This is a genomic window from Moritella sp. 36, assembly GCF_018219415.1.
Taxonomy (GTDB): Bacteria; Pseudomonadota; Gammaproteobacteria; order Enterobacterales; family Moritellaceae; genus Moritella.
Window position 1 is genome coordinate 4,090,355 of record NZ_CP056120.1, and the last position, 20,870, is coordinate 4,111,224.

Here is a 20,870-nt window from a genome sequence, read left to right on the forward strand (position 1 = left end):
CTCAGGGTTTCAACAACAAATTAGTCTTCGATTGACTCAGCATAACCGTCAGCGTCTAACAGCGATGCGAGTTCGCTTTCGTCAGAAGCTTTAACTCGGAACAACCAGCCTTCGCCGAATGCATCTGAGTTTACTAACTCTGGAGAATCTTCTAATTCTTCATTGATTGCTACAATTTCACCACTGATTGGTGCGTAGATATCAGATGCGGCTTTAACAGACTCGCCTACTGCGCAATCTTCGCCAGCTTCAACGTCGTCGCCAACATCGGGTAAATCAATGAATACCATGTCACCTAAAAGGCCTTGAGCATGGTCTGAAATACCGACAGTATAAGTACCGTCACCTTCGTTACGAACCCATTCGTGTGAAGGTGCAAATTTTAATTCAGCTGGGATATTACTCATTGTTGAAACTTCCTTTTGTCTTTTACTTAAATGATTATGTTTTTATTTGGTAACGCTGTAGACACTGAATTGCGATTATTTATAAGCAGAATTATTACTATTCTTTCGAAATAAAAATCTGCAACTCAGCTGACGTCATACAATTTTCAGTTAAATCAAACGTAGCACTAAACTAGTTTTTTACCATTACGAACAAACGCTGGTTTAGTTACTGCAACAGTAATAAGTTTTTTACGCATTTCAACGTCAGCCGTTTCACCGATTGATGCTGGAACACGTGCAAATGCAATACTAAAACCAAGTGTTGGTGAGAAGCTACCACTGGTGATAACGCCTTCACATGCTTCGCCTGCAGCGTTAGTGAATACGACTTTTTGACCAGTACGTAATACACCTTTCGCTTCAAGTACTAAACCAACAAGTTTGTTAGTGCCTTCTGCTTTTTGAGCAGTTAGCGCTGCGCGACCGATAAAGTCACGTTCTTGTGGTTCCCAAGCAATCGTCCAGCCCATGTTAGCGGCTAGCGGTGATACAGTTTCATCCATATCTAAACCATAAAGGTTCATACCAGCTTCTAAACGTAGTGTGTCACGTGCGCCTAGACCAGCTGGTTGAACCCCTGCGTCCACAAGTTTCTGCCATAAATCGCAAGCTTCGTCTTGTGGTACGACAATCTCATAACCTGCTTCACCGGTATAACCCGTTGTAGCAATAAACAAACTACCCGCTTGTACACCAAAGAATGGCTTCATGCCTTCAACTGCGGCGTTTTGCTCAGCAGTAAATACAGTAGCGGCTTTTTCTTTGGCTTTCGGGCCCTGTACTGCAATCATAGACAGTTCAGGTAATTCAGTAACAGCTACAGAAAACTCTGCAGCTTGTTTGTTGATCCATGCTAAATCTTTAACACGAGTCGCTGAATTCACCACTAAACGGTAGTATTCATCATTGAAGAAGTAAACGATAAGGTCATCAATAACCCCACCATCTTGTTGTAACATTCCGGTATAGAGGGCTTTACCAGAAACAGTTAATTTTGCCACGTCATTGGCAAGTAAATAACGTAAGAACGACTTAGCGTCAGCGCCTTTGATATCAACGATGGTCATATGTGACACATCGAACATACCCGCATCTTCGCGTACAGCATTATGTTCAGCAATCTGGGAACCGTAATTGATTGGCATATCCCAACCATGAAAGTCCACCATTTTTGCCCCTGCTTCTACGTGCTTCGGGAACAGTACTGTTTGTTGAGCCATTCTATAATTCCTTTAATTGACAGTTATTAATCAAGACTTTGGGATCAAGTAAAATTGCTTTCTTGCTTTTATATTAAAGCGTCATGTAAAACCTATTACATGATAATAATTCAATTATACCCTTAGAAAGCATTCGTTAAAATTATTTAAGGAATAGAAAATCTAATGGTTAATCAAATGATAATGCGTGTAAGGCTAACACTTTAATAGAGGAAAAAGTTATTCGCGGGGAATAATGACGTCATAGATCACAAAAAAACCAATAAGAGCAGCTTACTTTGCTAACTTCGAGCTATATTGGCAATGATTAAACTGTGAATAACTTGGATAGGAACGGCCTTAGCATTACAATAACTAATGTAAACAGGGCGTTTACATTAGTTATGCTCATCGTTAACATTATGGTGCAAGGTTGATTAATTGCACTATTTAACGATTATGTGTGTTTGCCTTAGCCATTGCGGTCTAATTTAGCTAAATCAGGTAGCTCACCATCTAACCCCATGGCACGTTTAATGAAGCTTTGCTTTAGCCCAGGTAATGTATTAGATAAGGTTAGACCAATATCACGGAAAATACGTTTCGCCGGATGACCACCACTAAACAAACGCTTTAACCCTTCCATGCTCGAGATCATCACTGCCGCTTCGGCTTTACGCCAGCGTTCAAATTTACGCAAATGGGCATGGGTGCCAATATCTTTGTTCGCGCGATGATTTTCTAATACACATTGCGCCAAACTTGCCGCGTCTAACAAACCAAGGTTAACACCCTGCCCTGCTAATGGATGAATAGTATGCGCAGCGTCACCAATTAATGCGACTCGCTCGGCTGCAAAACTACGAGCATAACGCATTTTAAGTGGAAATGCCTGACGTTGTCCTTCAACTTTGCACAGCCCTAAACGGCCATCAAACGCCACGGTCAGTTGTTTGTTGAATTCGGTTTCGTCCATTGCCAACAATTCAGTGGCGCGCTCTGGCGGTAGTGACCAGACGATCGAACACAGATCCGGTTGCCATAACGGTAAAAACGCTAACGGCCCTTCTGGATTGAAGATCTGACGGGCGCAGGATTGATGCGGTTCAACAGTGCGAATATTAGCGACAATAGCATGGTGGTTATAATCCCATGCCGTCAGCGGAATATTCACTTGTGCACGCGTCCATGAGTTGGCGCCATCAGCACCCACAATCAGCTTCGCATACACAGGATCTTGATCTTCTAAGGTTAACCAAGCTGCATCGTTAGCACGACTAAGTTTACGAATACGAGTACCCGTTAATAAGGTAATGTTGCTGGCTTTTTCAATTTGCTCTAGCAGTGCTAATTGGATCACTTTGTTTTCAACTAAATGACCTAATGTGTCTGTCATTAGTGCATCGCCGTCAAAGTTGATCTGGCCAAAACCGTTACGATCCCAAACTTGCATGGCGTTATACGCTTGATGGCGGCGACTTTCGATACCCGCCCATGCATCTAAATTTTGTAATATGTTTTGGCTTGCGCGGCTTAGCGCACTCACGCGTAATTCAGGTGATTCACCTAATTCGCGATCAAGTTCATTACCTTCGATAACCACGATCTTAAGCGTGGTTTCCTTCAATGCAGCAGCAAAAGCAAGACCAACCATGCCACCGCCAACAACCGCAATATCATAAGATTGCATATAACTTCCTAATCCGAATCTTTTAAAATAACTTGAATGCGCCAAGTGCTTGACGTGCTAATGCGCGTTTATATTCAGGCTTGTAACCCATGGTATGTAGCGCTAAATTACGCCCTGCCACCAGCGGTGCATAATTGTTAGCAAAGAGCGTCGCTAATGAGGTTGTCATCCAAATAGTGGTTTGATGATCGCCTTGACGCTTGTGCCAGTAACCTTTCGTCACTGCTTGAGCACCTATGTCTTGGTCGCTTGCAAATGCTTGTTCAATTTGGTGATGCAATACTGCAACATCACGTAGTCCAAGGTTATAACCTTGACCCGCAATGGGGTGTAATGCATGCGCAGCGTTACCAATCACAACACTACGATGTTGGGTTGGCTCTAGTGCTTCTGTTAATAACAACGGGTATGAAAAACGTTGGCCGACTTTGGTGAGCTTCCCTAAACGATAGCCAAAACGCTGCTGTAAACGAGATAAGAATGCATCATCACTCAAGGCCATGATCGTATCGACTTCGTCACTGCGCACTGACCAGACTAACGAACTGCGTTGCTCTGTCATCGGTAGCAGTGCCAACGGTCCCGTGTCAGTAAAACGCTCGAAAGCTTTACCTTCATGGGGTTGGCTCAAACTCACATTGGCAATGATCGCGGTTTGTTCAAAATCGGTCACTTCAATGGGTACATTGGTTAACTGGCGTACCATTGAATTGTTACCATCGGCACCGACCAATAGTTTACAGCGTATTTTCTGGCCGTCATCGAGAATAAGATCAGTATGACTCACTTGACGATCCAGGCTGACTAACTGATTGGGGCAGTACCAATTGATGTTCTTAATCTCGGCAAGATCTTGTTGGAATATATGCCCTGCGGTTTGCAGTTCGATCACTTGCCCTAATGCAGGCAAATTGTATTCACTGTGATCGAGACGGGTGATCCCCCAGTGGCCACGATCAGACACATGAATATGCTTAATGGCCGTTGCGGTCGGTGCGATCTTATTCCACAAGTTGAATTGGGTTAAGATCTTTTGTGAACCGTAAGATAATGCAATCACACGCGCATCAAAACCAGGATGATTACTGGTCGTTGGTGGATTAGCATCAATTAAGGCTATCGATAATTGACGGCCATCTTCGCGTTTTATTTGGCTTACGGCGTGTGCAAGTGTCGCACCGACCATACCGGCACCAACAATTGCAATATCATATTCAACCACTGACATTTTGATCCTAACAAGTTATTGAAATTAAAAAACGATGACACGATACAAAAACCAACAGCACAAACAATTCGAATGATAAGACTTAACGCTTTATAACAGCACTAGCAGCTATCCTTCGAATCTGGTTTCGATTGGTAAATAAGCTAAAAAGCCTTGTTGTAAGTGATCAAACAACGCTTTACCCACCAGTATTTCGGTTGAGTTTAACGCTTGTGTCATCTCAGGTTCTGCGGCGATCGCTTCTTCAACACCGGCTTTAGCCGCTAATAATGTCCACGCATACGCCTTTAATTTATCGGGTTCAACACCTTCACCGCGATAATACATGACCGCAATGTTCTGCCATGCTTGGGTATAACCTTGTTCAGCTGCTTTGTTGTACCAATCAAATGCAGCGATATGATCTTTAAAACAACCCGAGCCCTGATCCAGCATACTGGCCAAATTATACTGCGCCTGTACCAAGCCTAGTTTTGCTGCTTGCTCAAAATAACTGAACGCCAGCACGGCATTCGGCTTACCCAGCTGTCCTTGTAATTGCAGCAATGCTAAATTAAACAACGACTCTGGGTGCTGACAATCGGCAGCACGTTGATAACAGCTTATCGCTTGGCGCAAATAAGTTTGCTGACCATCACCTTGCTCATACTGTAATGCTAATAAATACAAGGCCATCACCACACCTTCATCGGCTTGTGCACGACAAAATTCAAACGCTTGTTGTGGGTCCGTATAGGCATGGTAAGTTTGACTGAACTGGGTATTACGTTGCACATGCTGTTCGCGGGTAAACGCTGCTTCAGGCAACACTATAGGTGTTACAGCGGCACTCGGCTTGCTGCCTAACTTGGCTGTTAATTTGTTTATTAAAGACATAAAACATTCCTTGTCCTATCTATCTAGCTACAATGACAAACAGTACCTAACCTCGCCATAATCTTTGTTATAACAAGTATCCTTTTAGATACGCTTGCGATAAATCATCTTTTGAACAGATAACGGGATAATTCATACCGTTATCTGTTCACGTATAGCAATATTAATGTAGCACAGGTGCTGCGTTAGTATCGCCGTCACTTAATTCGTTAAAGCAATAAGTTGCGCCCATACGCACGTATTCTACGATCTCGTAAAATGCTTCTTCTGCTTCGTTGCTATCATCTCCGCCATCTACGTCCAGTTGCGCAATACTCGCAAAGTCAGTAATCAATTCTTTCACTTCATCGCTGGCTTTCGTTGATGCTGAATGCACCATGCCAAAACCACCAAGGAAACCTTGCAGCCATTCAGCTAATGCTTCCATGCGTGTTTCTAATGGTTGATCCATATCTGGGATCAACAATTCAAAACCTAACGTCATGTCTTCTAATGCTGCTGCGCTAGCCTTATAAACCTCAGTTAATACTGACTCCACTGAATCAGGGATACCAAGGCCTTCGTTAATTAACTCATCAAACGGTGCTAACCAGGCTTTGTTGTCTAGCTTGATGCCACCACATAACAAACCACAGATCACACCGTGCACATCGGCAGGGTTCACTAATAAATCACTTTGTTGTAGCTGCGCGTTTACGTCAGCAAAAAGAGGAAGTTTAACTTTATCCATGCGAGGACCTTACCAATAGATTAATGTATTTAGAATAATGAGGGCTATATTAACCCAGATCAAGACCATAGCCAAACGAATGCCTCTCTCGCATTGCCCAGTCCTTAACCACTTTTAAGCGACTGTCACTGCGTTAGCGTCGTTCTACTGTTCTTGATCATAGCATTGCAGTTCGAGCCAGCGGCCTAGTTTCAAAATATCAGTTTGCTTGGCGCGCGATTTTTTATACACAAAATAGAAATTATCCCCGGTTAAGATCTCGTGCATGGGAAGCCGCACAAAATTATGCTGCCGGTCTTGATCATTCATTAAGTAATGATTAAGTAAGGTAATCCCTTGATCATAACGTGCCGCTTCAGCCGCCATTAACATATGACTAAAATAGTTCATTTTCGCCTCTGCCGGCAGCGTAAAACCACCTAACTCACACCAACGCTGCCAGTCTTCACCCAGTTCATCATCGGGATATACCGATTGCACCGACAACAAGGGATGTTGCCACAAGGCATCAGGTAAAGGTTGATCTTGGATCTGTTGCCAAAGTTTTTTTCCGCACACCGGATATAAACGCTCTGCATATAAAAACTGACTGACAAAATTACGCTTCGGTGGGTTCACGGTAATAAAACAATCCGCCACTTGATCGCTGCAATCAGGTTCATCTGCCACCATGTTTAATGACAGTTCAATCTCGGGATATTGCTGACGTAAGTTATCTAACCGTGGGATCAACCACTTTACCGCTAACGAGCTGTATAAGGCTAACCGGATCTTGCCCGATTTACCTTCTCGGAGCTGTTGACTGGCAGTAGAGATATTCGCTAATGATTGACTAATTTCTTCGTAATAGCGCTCGCCCATATCAGTCAGTGACAAGGTTCGTCCTTTACGATTAAACATCGATTCCCCCAGATATTCTTCTAACTGACGTACCTGATGACTGACCGCACTTTGAGTAATATTAAGTTGTTCGGCCGCTTTGGAAAAACTGTTAAAACGAGCAACCGCTTCAAAACATTGCAACGCACGTAACGGGGGAAGTTTCATTATAAGCTCAGCTCATACTAAAAATATATTTATCATTATACTTCATCACAGCTTTTGGAATATGCTAGCCACATCACATTTTTATCTTTCAACTAACCAGCCTTGTTTGCTGTTTATGTTGCTACTTATGCTTTTTATATTTTTATAGTTGGAATTCACCATGCCTAAAATGTCTGTCGGTTTAGCAATGATCTTGCTCATTATTGGTAACATTGTTGCCGTTTTTTCTGATGCCTTAATTAAGACATTATCGGACGATACGGCCGTGTATCAATTTGTGTTTTTCCGACAACTGACAGCCGTACTGCTGCTTATCCCATTTTGTTTAAAAAGCAGCAGAGAGAGTTTGATTGATGGACTAAAATGGCATGCGGTACGTGGTCATATTTGGTTGCTTGGCGCAATATTCATGGTTTATGCCATCAGTGCCATGCCATTGGCCACCGCAAATGCGATCTTTTATGCCGCGCCACTCATCATGTTGCCAATGGCGATGTTATGGTTTCAAGAAAAACTGACCATGCATTCTATTACAGCGGCTATATTAGGCTTTATTGGGGTATTAATTGTGATCCGCCCAACCGAAATTGATTGGGCTGCAACAGCGGCAATCGTGGTGGCATTTACCCTCGCTGCGAATAATTTATTGATCCGAAAATTACCAAAACACCAAACTGTGTTCCAAACGCTACTATTAACCAATTTAGTCGGTATGCCTGCATCATTAGGCTTGGCAGTATGGGAAGGCCAACCGTGGGATTTCGCCCCATTATTAACAGCGGCAGCTTCTACCTCGTTTATCCTTATCTATGCGGGATTTTGTGTGGTGGCCTATCGTTCTGGTGACGCCAGCAAAATTGCCAGTGCCGAATACAGTGGTTTAATCGGAGCCGTGGTAGTGGGTCTTATCTGGTTCGATGAAATTCCAGATATCGGTATGGCGATTGGTACCGCCTTTATTATTCTGCCTTTATTGTGGCTAGCAAAAGTCGAAGCGAAAAATAAACGTTTAGCTGCGCAAGGAAAAGCTGAACAAGAATTAAACACCCCATTGCCTAAACCGATTTTAGCGACAAATACAACTGGCGCGTAACAGATCGACCACTATACTTAGGTGTTATTTACGACCGCTACACAATGCTGTGATAGCGGTCAAATTACCGCGTAAATTAGAGTAAAATAGTTAATTTTTTTATCTACTTTTGACCTGTAAATCCCCGTATTTTATAGCGATTAATCCAAACCAATACATAAAACCAAGACTAAGCTGTTGGATTTATGGGCAACTTGATTAATCTCGATCCGGAACTTAAAATTTCAATCCCATAACCTCTTGCAATGCTTACTATTGCGAGATATAGTCAGTTCAGACGTATCAGCCAAGGCGCTTGATATAGACCTTGTAGCCAGATAACTTAGAGTATTGCCATGAGCACAACTGCGGTTGACATTTCAATATTGGGTCGCCATTTTAAAGTCGGTAGTCCGAGTGAAGAAGTTGATGAACTTCATAAAACAGCGGCAATACTGAATACTAAGTTAGATGAAATACAAGCGAAGACGAATATCAAAAATTTAGAGCATTTAGCTGTAATGGCGGCATTAAATTTTTGTCATGAACTTCGCCAAGAACGTCAAAAAACAAAAGAATATACAAATACCGTAGATGATCGCATTCAACTGTTACAAGAAACCATTGAACGCGCTTTAGTTGATAATAAAGTCAATAATAAAATTGACGAAACACCATCTGCAGTATAACCAAATAACCCTGGGGTGATTGGTATGCGGGTTATGTCCCTGAGCCGATAATCACACTTTACAGGCTTTCATTCCTGTTGCCATTGTGCAAGCTCAGCTCGTACTGAGAAGCCTGACGTAGCAGCTTGAATAGCCAACCTGAACCTTCTGGTTCAGGACTAAACCTTGTAGCCGCACCCTGGGGCCCTCTTCTTGTGTTAACAGCAATCTATTACCGAAAGTATCCATTACCGATTTTAACCAGTATGGAATCTTGTTTATGTCTGATTTAACGTCACCGATTGCCACTACCCGAACTGAAATAAGACAACAAATACGCCAGCGCCGTCAGCAGCTTTCAACGCAGCAACAGCAACAAGCTGGTATTGATCTACTCAGCCAATTTCGTCAGCACCCACATATTCAACACGCCCAGCATATTGCCATCTATTTACACAACGATGGTGAACTCGATACCCAGGCCGTGATTAACTGGTGTTGGCAACAAGGCAAACAAGTATACATCCCGATTTTACATCCATTTAGCCACAAACAATTACTGTTTACTCGGCTAACGGCTAATACCCAATTAATCAAAAATAAATACGGCATTCACGAACCCCAGCTGGATGTTAGCCAAGTGATCCCTTATCTCGATTTAGATCTGGTGTGCAGTCCGTTAGTGGCTTTTGATCTCGCTGGTAACCGTTTGGGTATGGGCGGGGGTTATTACGATCGCACTTTTTCCCAACATCAGTTTGTACGTCAAGGCCAGCAACCTCCCTACGTATTGGGTTTAGCACACGATTGCCAACAACACGACAACTTACCTATTGCCCCTTGGGATATGCCAATTAAAGAAATCATTACACCATCAAGAACATTGGCATTTTCTTAACCATACGTCATTGGCATATTAGAGGAATTTAAGTATATAATCAGAGCCGTAATACAAGCCGAACACAGTATCAAGCCACTCAATAATAATGGATATAACATGACTCAAGATGAATTAAAGAAAGCAGCAGGCTGGGCAGCATTAGAATATGTTGAAAAGGATAGCATCATTGGTGTAGGTACCGGTTCAACCGTTAATCATTTTATTGATGCACTAGGTACGATTCGCGAAGACATTAGAGGTGCCGTTTCAAGCTCTATTGCATCAACTAAGCGCTTAGAAGCTCTGGGTATTGAAGTATTCGATTTAAACTCTGTAGCGCTACTTGATATTTATGTTGATGGGGCCGACGAAATTGATGGCAACAACAACATGATCAAAGGCGGTGGCGCAGCGCTAACACGTGAAAAGATCGTGGCTGCAGTAGCAAAAAAATTCGTGTGCATTATTGATGATACCAAAAATGTCGATGTGCTCGGCGATTTCCCCCTCCCTGTTGAGGTGATCCCAATGGCACGCTCTTACGTGGGACGTGAATTAGTGAAACTTGGCGGTGATCCCGTTTACCGTGAAGGTGTTGTGACTGATAACGGCAATATTATTCTGGATGTGTATAACATGCAGATCACGGATCCAAAAGCACTAGAACTGGCGATCAATGGTTTAGTGGGCGTAGTAACAAATGGTCTATTCGCGGCTCGCGGCGCAGATGTTGTGCTAATTGGCACGCAAGATGGCGTTAAAGTAACTAAATAATAATATGAAACTGGTGTTATCGAACAACACCAGTTTATCCCACCCCTTGCACACAACAACTCATATTATATTAAGTATAACAATTGGTTATATTAAACTTTATTTTAAAAATAAATATTTTCATAGTCCCAAAAGTAATTTCCTAAGCAAATCAAACAGCCATAAATCATAAATTAACTATTTTCTTTGATTTTCGTCACAAACATTCACTAATGAAATAAAACCTGTTACTTTAACAATTAGTTCGATTTACAAAACAAAATTAGTGCGATTTGCGAAATATGTGATAAAGGAATTTACATGACCAACCTCTCTCTTCAGAAAGATAAGATCAAGATATTGCTTCTTGAAGGACTACATCAAAGTGCAGTCGATACGTTCACCAATGCTGGTTACACGAATATCGAATCGATTAAGACAGCATTAAGTGAAGAAGAACTGTGTGAAAAAATTAAAGATGTCCATTTTGTTGGTATTCGCTCCCGTACACACTTAAATGAAAACGTCATTGCTGCTGCAGAAAAGTTAGTTGGTATTGGTTGTTTTTGTATTGGCACTAATCAGGTTGATCTTGCTGCGGCTCAAAAAGCGGCGATCCCTGTTTTTAACGCCCCATTCTCGAACACCCGTAGTGTGGCAGAATTAGTCCTTGGCGAGATCCTGTTATTATTACGCGGTATCCCAGAGAAGAATGCCAAAGCACACCGTGGCGAATGGCAGAAATCAGCATCGGGCTCTTACGAAGCACGTGGCAAGCAATTGGGTATTATTGGTTATGGCCATATTGGTATTCAATTAAGTATTTTGGCCGAAAACTTAGGTCTACGTGTGAAGTATTATGACGTAGAAACCAAGCTTTCGCTGGGTAATGCCGAGCAGATAATGAGCATGGAAGACTTATTAGCGACGTCTGACATTATCTCGTTACACGTACCAGAAACACCACAAACGAAATTGATGATGGGCGAAGCTGAATTTGCACAAATGAAAGATGGTGCAATCTTCATTAATGCTTCACGCGGTACTGTGGTTGATATTGATGCGCTTGCATCAGCATTAGCAAGCAAGAAAATTGCTGGCGCAGCGATCGATGTATTCCCTACCGAACCAGCATCAAATAACGATGAATTTATCTCACCGTTACGTGAATTTGATAATGTGATCCTAACACCACACGTGGGCGGTAGTACGCAGGAAGCACAAGAAAATATCGGTTATGAAGTGGCTGGTAAACTGACTAAATATTCGGATAATGGTTCAACCCTGTCTGCAGTTAACTTCCCTGAAGTATCATTGCCGACACATAGTGGTTCAAGCCGTTTGATGCACATTCACCATAACCAACCGGGTATCTTAAACCAGATCACTCAAGCGTTTGCTGAAGAAGGTGTGAATATTTCTGGTCAATACCTACAAACTGCAGGCGATATTGGTTATGTGGTTATTGATGTTGAAAGTGAACATGCTGAACGTGGTTTAACAAAACTTAAATCAATTAGCGGTACTATCCGTTCGCGTTTATTACGCTAGATAGACCCCGCTTAACCTTCCCCTTGAAAAAGGGGGTGGGATTAAAAAAGCCTGTCAGTTTACGCTGACAGGCTTTTTTTTGGGTTATTTTTGTGGCTATTGTTGTGGATATAACTCACCCAGTAAACCCGTGATCCATTGATGAGTCTGAGTTTGGCTTGAACGTTGATGCCATGCAGCCACCACCTCGAAACTGGGTAATGGCTCGGGCAATGCAATCTCAACTAATTTATCATTGGGTAACATACGTGAGGGTAAAAATGCCAACACCCCCATCGCCTCAATACAGTCTGGGGCTGCCGAAAAACTGGGTAGTGACATAATAATATTACGCTGAAAACCCTTTGCCGCGAACCATTCGTCAGCAGATCCTTTTAGACTTGCCCGTGAAGGTGAAATAACCAATTGTGGCGCTGCTGCAATCTCTTTTAAACTCAGTCCCTGATATTCACTCGCCACAGCCTTAGCGGCAACACAAACATGACGCTCTTCATACAGTTGCATCGAAGGACAAGTGATCGGAATAAACGCTGGAAATGTTAACGCTAAATCAATCTCGCCAGTGGCCATTAACTGCGTTAAATTATCCGATTCAAAACGGCGAATGATTATTTTTAAATGCGGGGCATGCTGTCTAATCTGCACGAGTAAAGAAGGTAAAATAACCCGCATCGCATAATCTGAGGCACTGATTTTATATACCCCATTTAATCGTTGTGGGTCGAATTCTGCTAATTCAGTTAACTCCCCAATGGCCATTAATATTTGTTGAATTTTGGGTGCTAACTCTTGCGCTTTTGGGGTTGGTACCACGCCATGACTGCCACGAATAAAAAGTCGATCTTGGAATATATCCCGCAGTTTTTTCAGTTGTTCACTGACCGCTTGCTGAGTTATGCCGAGCTTAGCGGCAGCTTTCGTTAAGCTATGTAATTGTAATAATGCAGCAAGCACCCGTAATTGTTTTATTTCCAGCTTACTGATATCAGCCATATTTGTTTCTCATACACACTTCACTTGATTTTCATTGTACCTAAGCGGCGATATAGTTCAACTCATCAGCCACTCACGAGATAAAGACCATGATGAAAAATGACGTATTATTCACGCCGACCCAATTAGGCTCACACGTTTTAAAAAACCGTATTGTAATGCCACCATTAACACGTTCGCGTAGTACACAGCCGGACAATATCCCGAATGAATTAATGGCTAAGTACTACACTCAGCGCGCTTCCGCTGGGTTTATGGTAACCGAAGGCACTCAGATTGAACCTCGTGGTCAGGGCTACGCATGGACACCGGGTATCTACTCTGATGCACAAATTGAAGGTTGGAAAAAAGTAACCAAATCAGTGCATGATGCAGGCGGTATTATCTTTGCTCAACTGTGGCACGTCGGCCGTGTTTCACATACCAGTTTACAACCCGATGGGGCAGCACCCGTCGCACCATCAGCCATTCTAGCGGATACCGTGAAAGTGTTTATTGAGACGGCGCCAGGTGAAGGTGCATTAACAGATCCAAGTATGCCACGTGAGCTATCAACCGCAGAAGTAAAAGAACTTGTCACCCTGTATGCGCAAGCTGCGAACAATGCCATGAAAGCGGGTTTTGATGGGGTTGAATTACATTGTGCTAACGGTTATTTAGTGAATCAATTTATCTCTGAACACAGTAATAAACGGTCCGACGAGTACGGGGGGAGTTTAGAAAACCGTTTACGCTTCTTAAAAGAAATCACTCAGGCAGTAGCCGATGAAGTTGGGAAAGAAAATGTCGGTGTTCGATTCGCACCACTGTTTGCAACCACTGACGATGTACGCGTTTATCTGGGGTTAGTTGAAGAAAATCCACATGAGACTTATATCGAAGCAGTTAAAACAATCGAAAATATCGGTATTGGTTACCTGTCATTAGCAGAAGCCGATTGGGATAATGCACCTGATTTACCTGACGCTTTCTATAAAGACGTACGTGATACCTTCTCAGGCACTATCATGTATGCGGGTAAATACTCGGTCGAAAAAGCAAAGCATATTCTTAATCTTGGTTACGGTGATATCTTTGGTTTTGGCCGTCCATTTATTGCCAATCCAGATTTGCCTGCTCGCATTAAGCATGATTGGACATTCAATGACGTGGATCCGACAACTATGTACGGGGGTACAGAAGTGGGTTACGCGGATTACAGTGAATATTCAGCTTAATCACACCTAAAAAAACCTGCTAAATCAGCAGGTTTTTTTATTCATTAATCTTTAGTCGTTTCTTTCACTATCGTTAGCTCGACCCAACTATTTGGTTCAGCATTCAGCTCCATCACATAGCTTCCCCATTCGTGTGTATTAACATGACTAATTTGCTTTTTTTGTTCCGTACAAGCTAGGTTTGATAAATACAAGTCCGTCATATCGGCACCTTTTATTTCAACCGTCATATTTTCACTATAAAATAAAACCAGTTTTTCATTCCATTCAGTAATTGCTAGCTGTAAATATCCAACCCCATTCTCATTCATTTTGAATCTATAACCGCTATCAATATTAACATTGATTTCATGCTGCGCCGCTAGCTCTTTGGTTGCAGGTAACAACAACGCTTGCTGTAATGCTTGCCCACACGCCTTTGTATAATCTAACTTAAAGTTAGCATTCCTGCGTTTATTCACAGACTCTTGACTATCACTATCTGTGGCAGCAAAAACAGACGCATTCAATAATAATAAAATGGAAGCCAATACAACGTGATTTGATTTCATAATCTAATAACCCTTAATAATTTTTACATTGTTTAATTATTTTTACATTGCTCAATAATATGTTTGAGTGTGTACTTTTTAATACCTTAATCGCGATAGACAAAGGGCGGTATGCAATTAGCTATATCTTCCCTACCCTTTAACTTCACTAATGCGCAAAACGGTGATGCATGTTCACTTAACCCATTTTGGTCGGGTACTGTTAAAGCATCTAAAAAGCTCAATAGCTGTGATTTTTCAGCGTTGGTTAAACTAAATCCTTTAATCAAAGGGTCTTTTTGTGCATTGTTCCGCCCGTCACCTTTATTCGGCCCTGATACAGTCAATCGCCCACCGCGCGCATAACTCTCAATGACTGCAGTTAATGTCGCAAAGCTGCCATCGTGCCCCCAGGGGCCTGTCTTTGTTACATTAATCAGTGATGGTATTCTAAATTTACCATTATCGTGATGACTGCCAGTCTCATTTTCTAATCCTTGCGCTTCAGCAGGATAATAATATTTATCGCCAGATTGGATACCATAAAGCCCTGTATTAGCAAAATTACTCTGATTAACAGCAGTCCTATTATTCAATAGCTGACCGCCATGGCAAGCACGACAATTTAGCCTTTCGCTATTAAAAAGTGTTAACCCTTTCTGCTGTGCAACCGTTAATAACTTAGTGTTACCAGTCTGAAGATATTGGTGATAAGGGGTGTCTGTAGAGCGGATCGTTTTTACATATTCAGCCAAAGCAAATAACACTTTATCAAGGGTTACTTCAGTACTGCCAAAAGCATTCTCAAATAATATCGAGTATGTGTCAGAGGCTGACTTTAACCGTGTGATTAATAGCGCTGGCTCCATACCCATCTCTTCTGGATGCTTAGAAAGCAAAGGACGCTTAATCGTTTCAACTAAACTGGTTAACTTAGTAGTGCCTTGCATATAAGTAGAATAATCAGCAACATTAAGTAAAGAAGGCGTGTTTAATGTCGCTAACTTTCCATAAATATCAGGCGTCTTACTAAAAGTATTGCTCCAACCATGGTAAGGAGAATGACAGAGTGCACAACTTCGATTTCCCAATTTTGATAACCGGACATCATTAAATAAGTAACGTCCTAACGCTACTTTAGAGCGAGGTTCTGCGACGGCACTGCCTAGGCTAAAAGCACAAAAAACAATTAACCATCTCAATAATCTAGATTTGAAGATATACATTTAGTTTTCTTTTAACCTGTCATATTAATGTATTGATTTTACTTACAACATTCTAGCATCAACTTTCTATAATTAAAAAAAATGCCGCAGACCTAAAGTCTGCGGCATTTTATTTAGCCGACTAGATTATTCGTATATTAACGAGTAATTATAGTACGTCTACGCTGTTTAGATCTTTATGTGCTTGTTCTAGACGAGCAACTAAACTTGTTTGACCAGCGCGTAACCATACACGTGGGTCATAATGTTTCTTGTTTGGAGCATCTGTGCCAGTTGGGTTACCAATTTGACCTTGAAGGAATTCTTTTTTACCTTCGTAGTAGTTCTTGATACCGTCCCAAGTTGCCCACTGTGTATCAGTATCGATGTTCATTTTGATAACACCGTAACCGATTGACTCTTGGATTTCAGATTCACTTGAACCAGAACCACCGTGGAATACGAAGTTTAGAGAATTAGCTGGAAGGCCGAATTTCTCTGAACAGTATGCTTGTGAATCACGTAGGATAGTTGGCGTAAGTACAACGTTACCTGGCTTGTATACACCGTGTACGTTACCGAAAGATGCAGCAATAGTGAAACGAGGGCTGATTGCCGTTAGTTTTTCATAAGCGTATGCAACGTCTTCAGGTGAAGTATAAAGCTCAGAAGCGTCCATATCAGAATTATCTACGCCATCTTCTTCACCACCAGTACAACCTAGTTCGATTTCGATAGTCATGTCCATTTTAGACATACGTGCTAGGTATTCACCACATGTAGCGATGTTTTCTTCTAGTGATTCTTCAGAAAGATCTAGCATGTGCGAGCTAAATAGTGGCTTACCAGTTTGTGCGAAGAACTCTTCACCCGCGTCTAATAGTCCGTCGATCCAAGGTAATAATTTTTTCGCTGCATGATCGGTATGGATAATAACTGGAACACCATAAGATTCAGCCATTACGTGTACGTATTTAGCACCGGCGATTGCGCCCATGATAGATGCGCCGTGACCTTCAAGACCAATACCTTTACCAGCGAAGAATGCAGCGCCACCGTGTGAGAACTGGATGATCACAGGAGATTTAGATTTTGCAGCAGCTTCTAATGTACCGTTGATTGAATCAGTGTTTACCATGTTTACAGCAGGTAGCGCGAAGTTGTTTTCTTTAGCAATCGCAAAGATTTTTTGCACGTCATCGCCTGTTACAACACCTGGTTTTACAACATCAAAGATCTTAGACATAATATTAGCCTTATTGTTTACATATTTAAGTACTGAATTATTCAGCACAAATTTAAAAATATTTTTGCCGCTACAGTTAATCTATAGTAATAGCCGAAGCAGCAAACAACGATTCGTTATTAGCGATTAACAGCTAATTACGCGTTTTTCGCACGTTCTTCTAACATAGCCACTGCTGGTAGTACTTTACCTTCGACAAACTCAAGGAACGCGCCGCCACCAGTAGAGATATAAGAGATACCATCAGCTAGGTCGAATTGATCGATAGCTGCCAGTGTGTCACCGCCACCAGCGATAGAGAATGCGTTGCTTTCTGCAATCGCACGACCGATAATTTCAGTACCTTTAGCGAAGTTAGCAAATTCAAATACGCCAACTGGGCCATTCCAGATAATTGTTTTCGCCGATTTGATCATCTCAGCAAGTTGATTTGCAGAATCAGGTCCTAGATCGAAGATCATATCGTCATCACCGACTTCTGATGCTTGTTTCAATGTTGCTTCAGCCGTTTCAGAGAACTCGCTAGCAACTAATACGTCAGTTGCTACTGGAATCTCACATTTCGCCATTAATGATTTTGCTGTATCAATTAGGTCATGCTCACACAGTGATTTACCTACGTTGTGACCTTGCGCTGCGATGAATGTATTCGCAATACCGCCACCAACAACAAGCTGATCAGCAATTGTTGATAGTGAATCAAGTACAGTTAATTTAGTTGATACTTTAGAACCACCAACAATAGCGAGGAATGGACGTGCTGGCTTGTCCATTGCTTTACCGAGTGCTTCAAGTTCTGCAGAAAGTAGCGGACCAGAACAAGCGATTGGTGCAAACATGCCAACACCGTGTGTTGAAGCTTGTGCACGGTGAGCAGTACCAAATGCGTCCATTACGAATACGTCACATAGATTTGCGTATGCTTTTGATAATGCGTCTTCGTTTTTCTTTTCACCTTTGTTAAAGCGAACGTTTTCTAATACAACTAATTCACCTGCGTTTAGTTCTAAACCGTCTAGGTAATCACGTGCTAGTACAACGTTATTTTCTAATGCTTCTTTAAGGTAGTTTACAACAGGCTCTAATGAGAACTCTTGAGAGAATTCACCTTCCGTTGGACGACCAAGGTGTGATGTAACCATCACTTTTGCGCCTGCTGCTAGTGCGAGTTTGATTGTTGGTAGTGATGCACGGATACGCGCGTCAGATGTTACTTTGCCATTTTTAACTGGTACGTTTAAATCTGCACGAATTAATACACGTTGACCTTCAAGATCAAGATCTGTCATTTTAATAATATTCATCGTTCAATCCTTAAAGCTATCAATTTTATAAAATTTATTTCAATTCGATTTATTTCACGTCATTTTCGCTAATGTAGCGATGTAATGAGTCGTATCAAGTAGACGGTTAGCAAAGCCCCATTCGTTATCACACCAAGCTAATAATTTCACCAAATGTCCATCGCTGACCCGTGTTTGGGTGCCATCAATAATGCTAGAACGTGGGTCATGGTTAAAGTCTATCGATACCAGCGGAGCCTCGGTATAACCCAAGATCCCTTTTAGTTCAGTTTCTGCGGCAGCGTGTAAGCAATTGTTAATATCTTCAATTGTGACTTCTTTGCTCACTGTAATACTTAAGTCCATTGCAGTTACGTTTAAGGTAGGAACCCGAACGGCAATAGCTTCAAATTTATTCGCGAACTTAGGTAAGATACGTTCAATCCCTGCTGCTAATTTTGTATCAACCGGAATAATAGAATGACTTGCAGCACGGGTGCGGCGCAAATCCGTATGATAAGAATCGATTACAGGTTGATCATTCATTGCTGAGTGAATAGTGGTGATCGTGCCGCATTTAATATCAAATGCACTATCAAGTGCATTGATCACTGGCACCATACAGTTGGTGGTACAAGACGCACCAGAAATAAATGTCTCATCACCCGTTAGCTGTTCATGGTTAACGCCAAACACAACCGTGGCATCAACATCCGAACTCGCAGGATGGGAAAAAATAACTTTTTTAGCGCCCGCAGCAATATGTGCTTCGGCATCCGCTTTAGTGCCATATATACCCGTACAATCAAGTACGATATCAATGTCATGTTCCTGCCAAGGTAAGTCAACCAGTTCTTGGTGACGCACTAAATGAATACAATCATTTTCAATTTGTAATAGGTTATCGCCCAGTTGTACTGAGAATGGAAAACGGCCATGCGTTGAGTCATATTGAGTTAAATGTACTATCGCTTCAGGAGCCGCTAGTTCGTTAATCACTACGATTTTAATTTCGTCCTGACGGTTACTTTCATACAACGCTCGGACAACACTACGTCCAATTCGACCATAACCATTAATGGCAACTCTAACAGACATAATAGGGGGGAATACCTAGTAACAAAAAACGATCTTCATTGTAGATTAAAATGAGACAGAAGCGAATATGCAGGAGTAGGAAATGTTTATAAATTTCAGAAAAGCATGATCCCGGCCACAAATTTTCGTAATAAAACAACATTTCGGCGTTTTCATCCGAAATGTTGTACTATTTCGTAATTAAGCGATCTCTCGGTTACGAATTAACCCTTCTTGCATTGTGGTTGCGACCATTTTTCCATCTCGGGTAAAGAAACGCCCACGAACCAATCCGCGAGAACCAGACGCACTTGAACTATCTATTACATACAATAGCCAGTCATCTAGGCGGAAATCACGGTGGAACCACATTGAATGATCTATGGTCACCACTTGCATATTGGGACTCATAAAACCCTTACCATGTGGCTGTAATGCCGTCGGTAATAAACAAAAATCGGATGCATAAGCGAGCAGGTATTTATGAATACGCGCATCGTCTGGCATTTGCCCATTGGCTTTAAACCAAACATAACGCAGTGGTGCAGATTTTTCCTCGCTTAATGGGTCAATATAATGCACAGGGCGCATTTCTATCGGTCTTTCACAGACAAATTTGGCACAAATATCATCTGGTAATTCATCACGCAGTGATAGTACATGGTCCTGCTCTGAAACAAGTTCTTCTGGGGGCGGTACATCCGGCATTTCATCTTGATGATCGTAACCTTCAACTTCAGTCTGAAATGATGCCGTCATATAAAAAATAGCGTGCCCATTTTGAATTGCACGTACTCGACGCGTGGTAATTGAACCGCCATCACGAATATTCTCAACTTCATAAACAATCGGTTTTGTAACTTTACCTGCACGTAAAAAATACGAATGGAAAGAATGCACCTTACGATCTGCAGGTACAGTTTCTTTCGCTGCCGATAATGCTTGTCCCATTACCTGACCACCAAATACTGCACCAAATCCTAAATCTTGGCTTTGACCACGGTAAATCCCTTCCTCGATGGTTTCTAACGTTAACTGTCCAAGCAGATCTTTTAATACCTTACCCATAAATACCTTTTAAAAATTCAGATTATTATTTTAATACAAAAGAGCAACGCTACCGCTGTTATGTAAGATATTCAAGCGCTAATTACAGTAATTGTAGGACGAGGGTTA

At 41.9% G+C, this 20,870-nt stretch carries 20 protein-coding genes and 1 other RNA gene; 7 read left to right on the forward strand and 14 right to left on the reverse strand.

Going from position 1 to position 20,870, the window contains the following annotated elements; genetic code table 11:
• Positions 1-20: 20 nt before the first annotated feature.
• The 7 genes from gcvH to HWV03_RS18115 all read right to left on the reverse strand — a co-directional run bounded on the left by gcvH (position 21) and on the right by HWV03_RS18115 (position 7,219).
• Positions 21-407, reverse strand: coding sequence for a glycine cleavage system protein GcvH (gcvH, locus tag HWV03_RS18085; protein ID WP_211677124.1), 387 nt, complete (start codon positions 405-407; stop codon positions 21-23).
• Between the two features lie 167 nt (positions 408-574).
• The gene (gene gcvT, locus HWV03_RS18090) at positions 575-1,669 is read right to left on the reverse strand and encodes a glycine cleavage system aminomethyltransferase GcvT (protein ID WP_211677125.1); all 1,095 of its coding nucleotides are present in this window, start codon (positions 1,667-1,669) and stop codon (positions 575-577) included.
• Positions 1,670-2,120: 451 nt separating this feature from the next.
• Positions 2,121-3,338, reverse strand: coding sequence for an FAD-dependent 2-octaprenylphenol hydroxylase (locus HWV03_RS18095; protein ID WP_211677126.1), 1,218 nt, complete (start codon positions 3,336-3,338; stop codon positions 2,121-2,123).
• 22 nt (positions 3,339-3,360) lie between these two features.
• Entirely contained in the window at positions 3,361-4,566 is a 1,206-nt protein-coding gene (gene ubiH, locus HWV03_RS18100) for a 2-octaprenyl-6-methoxyphenyl hydroxylase (protein ID WP_211677127.1), read from the reverse strand.
• A 108-nt stretch (positions 4,567-4,674) separates the two neighbouring features.
• Entirely contained in the window at positions 4,675-5,442 is a 768-nt protein-coding gene (locus HWV03_RS18105) for a tetratricopeptide repeat protein (RefSeq protein WP_211677128.1), read from the reverse strand.
• Positions 5,443-5,605: 163 nt separating this feature from the next.
• Complete coding sequence (locus HWV03_RS18110; RefSeq protein WP_211677129.1) at positions 5,606-6,172, reverse strand: UPF0149 family protein; 567 nt, start codon at positions 6,170-6,172, stop codon at positions 5,606-5,608.
• A gap of 144 nt (positions 6,173-6,316) precedes the next feature.
• Positions 6,317-7,219 (reverse strand): LysR family transcriptional regulator, encoded by a 903-nt coding sequence (locus HWV03_RS18115; RefSeq protein WP_211677131.1) that lies wholly within the window; start codon positions 7,217-7,219, stop codon positions 6,317-6,319.
• A 160-nt stretch (positions 7,220-7,379) separates the two neighbouring features.
• On the opposite strand from HWV03_RS18115, the gene HWV03_RS18120 reads away from it, so the two are divergent.
• From HWV03_RS18120 to serA, 6 genes are all read left to right on the forward strand, one after another.
• The gene (locus HWV03_RS18120) at positions 7,380-8,312 is read left to right on the forward strand and encodes a DMT family transporter (protein ID WP_211677132.1); all 933 of its coding nucleotides are present in this window, start codon (positions 7,380-7,382) and stop codon (positions 8,310-8,312) included.
• A 335-nt stretch (positions 8,313-8,647) separates the two neighbouring features.
• On the forward strand, positions 8,648-8,980 hold the full coding sequence (gene zapA, locus HWV03_RS18125) for a cell division protein ZapA (RefSeq protein ID WP_211677134.1): 333 nt from the start codon (positions 8,648-8,650) through the stop codon (positions 8,978-8,980).
• Positions 8,981-8,984: 4 nt separating this feature from the next.
• Positions 8,985-9,169, forward strand: a non-coding RNA gene (ssrS, locus tag HWV03_RS18130) — 6S RNA.
• A gap of 70 nt (positions 9,170-9,239) precedes the next feature.
• A complete protein-coding gene (locus tag HWV03_RS18135) occupies positions 9,240-9,857 on the forward strand; it encodes a 5-formyltetrahydrofolate cyclo-ligase (protein WP_211677135.1) in 618 nt (205 codons plus the stop codon).
• 99 nt (positions 9,858-9,956) lie between these two features.
• Complete coding sequence (gene rpiA / locus HWV03_RS18140) at positions 9,957-10,613, forward strand: ribose-5-phosphate isomerase RpiA (protein WP_211677137.1); 657 nt, start codon at positions 9,957-9,959, stop codon at positions 10,611-10,613.
• A gap of 300 nt (positions 10,614-10,913) precedes the next feature.
• Positions 10,914-12,143: a phosphoglycerate dehydrogenase gene (serA, locus tag HWV03_RS18145; RefSeq protein WP_211677139.1), complete on the forward strand. Its 1,230-nt coding sequence runs from the start codon at positions 10,914-10,916 to the stop codon at positions 12,141-12,143.
• A 96-nt stretch (positions 12,144-12,239) separates the two neighbouring features.
• Here serA and HWV03_RS18150 read toward each other — a convergent pair whose 3' ends face one another.
• Positions 12,240-13,136: a LysR family transcriptional regulator gene (locus HWV03_RS18150; protein ID WP_211677141.1), complete on the reverse strand. Its 897-nt coding sequence runs from the start codon at positions 13,134-13,136 to the stop codon at positions 12,240-12,242.
• An 89-nt stretch (positions 13,137-13,225) separates the two neighbouring features.
• Here HWV03_RS18150 and HWV03_RS18155 point away from each other — a divergent pair, with 89 nt between their 5' ends.
• Positions 13,226-14,353: an alkene reductase gene (locus HWV03_RS18155; RefSeq protein WP_446724892.1), complete on the forward strand. Its 1,128-nt coding sequence runs from the start codon at positions 13,226-13,228 to the stop codon at positions 14,351-14,353.
• Positions 14,354-14,397: 44 nt separating this feature from the next.
• Here HWV03_RS18155 and HWV03_RS18160 read toward each other — a convergent pair whose 3' ends face one another.
• The 6 genes from HWV03_RS18160 to tesB all read right to left on the reverse strand — a co-directional run bounded on the left by HWV03_RS18160 (position 14,398) and on the right by tesB (position 20,762).
• Positions 14,398-14,904: a hypothetical protein gene (locus HWV03_RS18160; protein WP_255546911.1), complete on the reverse strand. Its 507-nt coding sequence runs from the start codon at positions 14,902-14,904 to the stop codon at positions 14,398-14,400.
• Between the two features lie 86 nt (positions 14,905-14,990).
• Positions 14,991-16,109: a cytochrome-c peroxidase gene (locus HWV03_RS18165; protein WP_211677143.1), complete on the reverse strand. Its 1,119-nt coding sequence runs from the start codon at positions 16,107-16,109 to the stop codon at positions 14,991-14,993.
• A gap of 148 nt (positions 16,110-16,257) precedes the next feature.
• Positions 16,258-17,334 (reverse strand): class II fructose-bisphosphate aldolase, encoded by a 1,077-nt coding sequence (fbaA, locus tag HWV03_RS18170; protein WP_211677145.1) that lies wholly within the window; start codon positions 17,332-17,334, stop codon positions 16,258-16,260.
• 137 nt (positions 17,335-17,471) lie between these two features.
• The gene (locus HWV03_RS18175) at positions 17,472-18,638 is read right to left on the reverse strand and encodes a phosphoglycerate kinase (RefSeq protein WP_211677146.1); all 1,167 of its coding nucleotides are present in this window, start codon (positions 18,636-18,638) and stop codon (positions 17,472-17,474) included.
• A gap of 54 nt (positions 18,639-18,692) precedes the next feature.
• The gene (gene epd, locus HWV03_RS18180; RefSeq protein ID WP_211677148.1) at positions 18,693-19,715 is read right to left on the reverse strand and encodes an erythrose-4-phosphate dehydrogenase; all 1,023 of its coding nucleotides are present in this window, start codon (positions 19,713-19,715) and stop codon (positions 18,693-18,695) included.
• 180 nt (positions 19,716-19,895) lie between these two features.
• Positions 19,896-20,762 carry an acyl-CoA thioesterase II gene (gene tesB / locus HWV03_RS18185; RefSeq protein WP_211677150.1) on the reverse strand — a complete coding sequence of 289 codons (867 nt, stop codon included), beginning with the start codon at positions 20,760-20,762 and terminating at the stop codon, positions 19,896-19,898.
• Positions 20,763-20,870 lie beyond the last annotated feature (108 nt).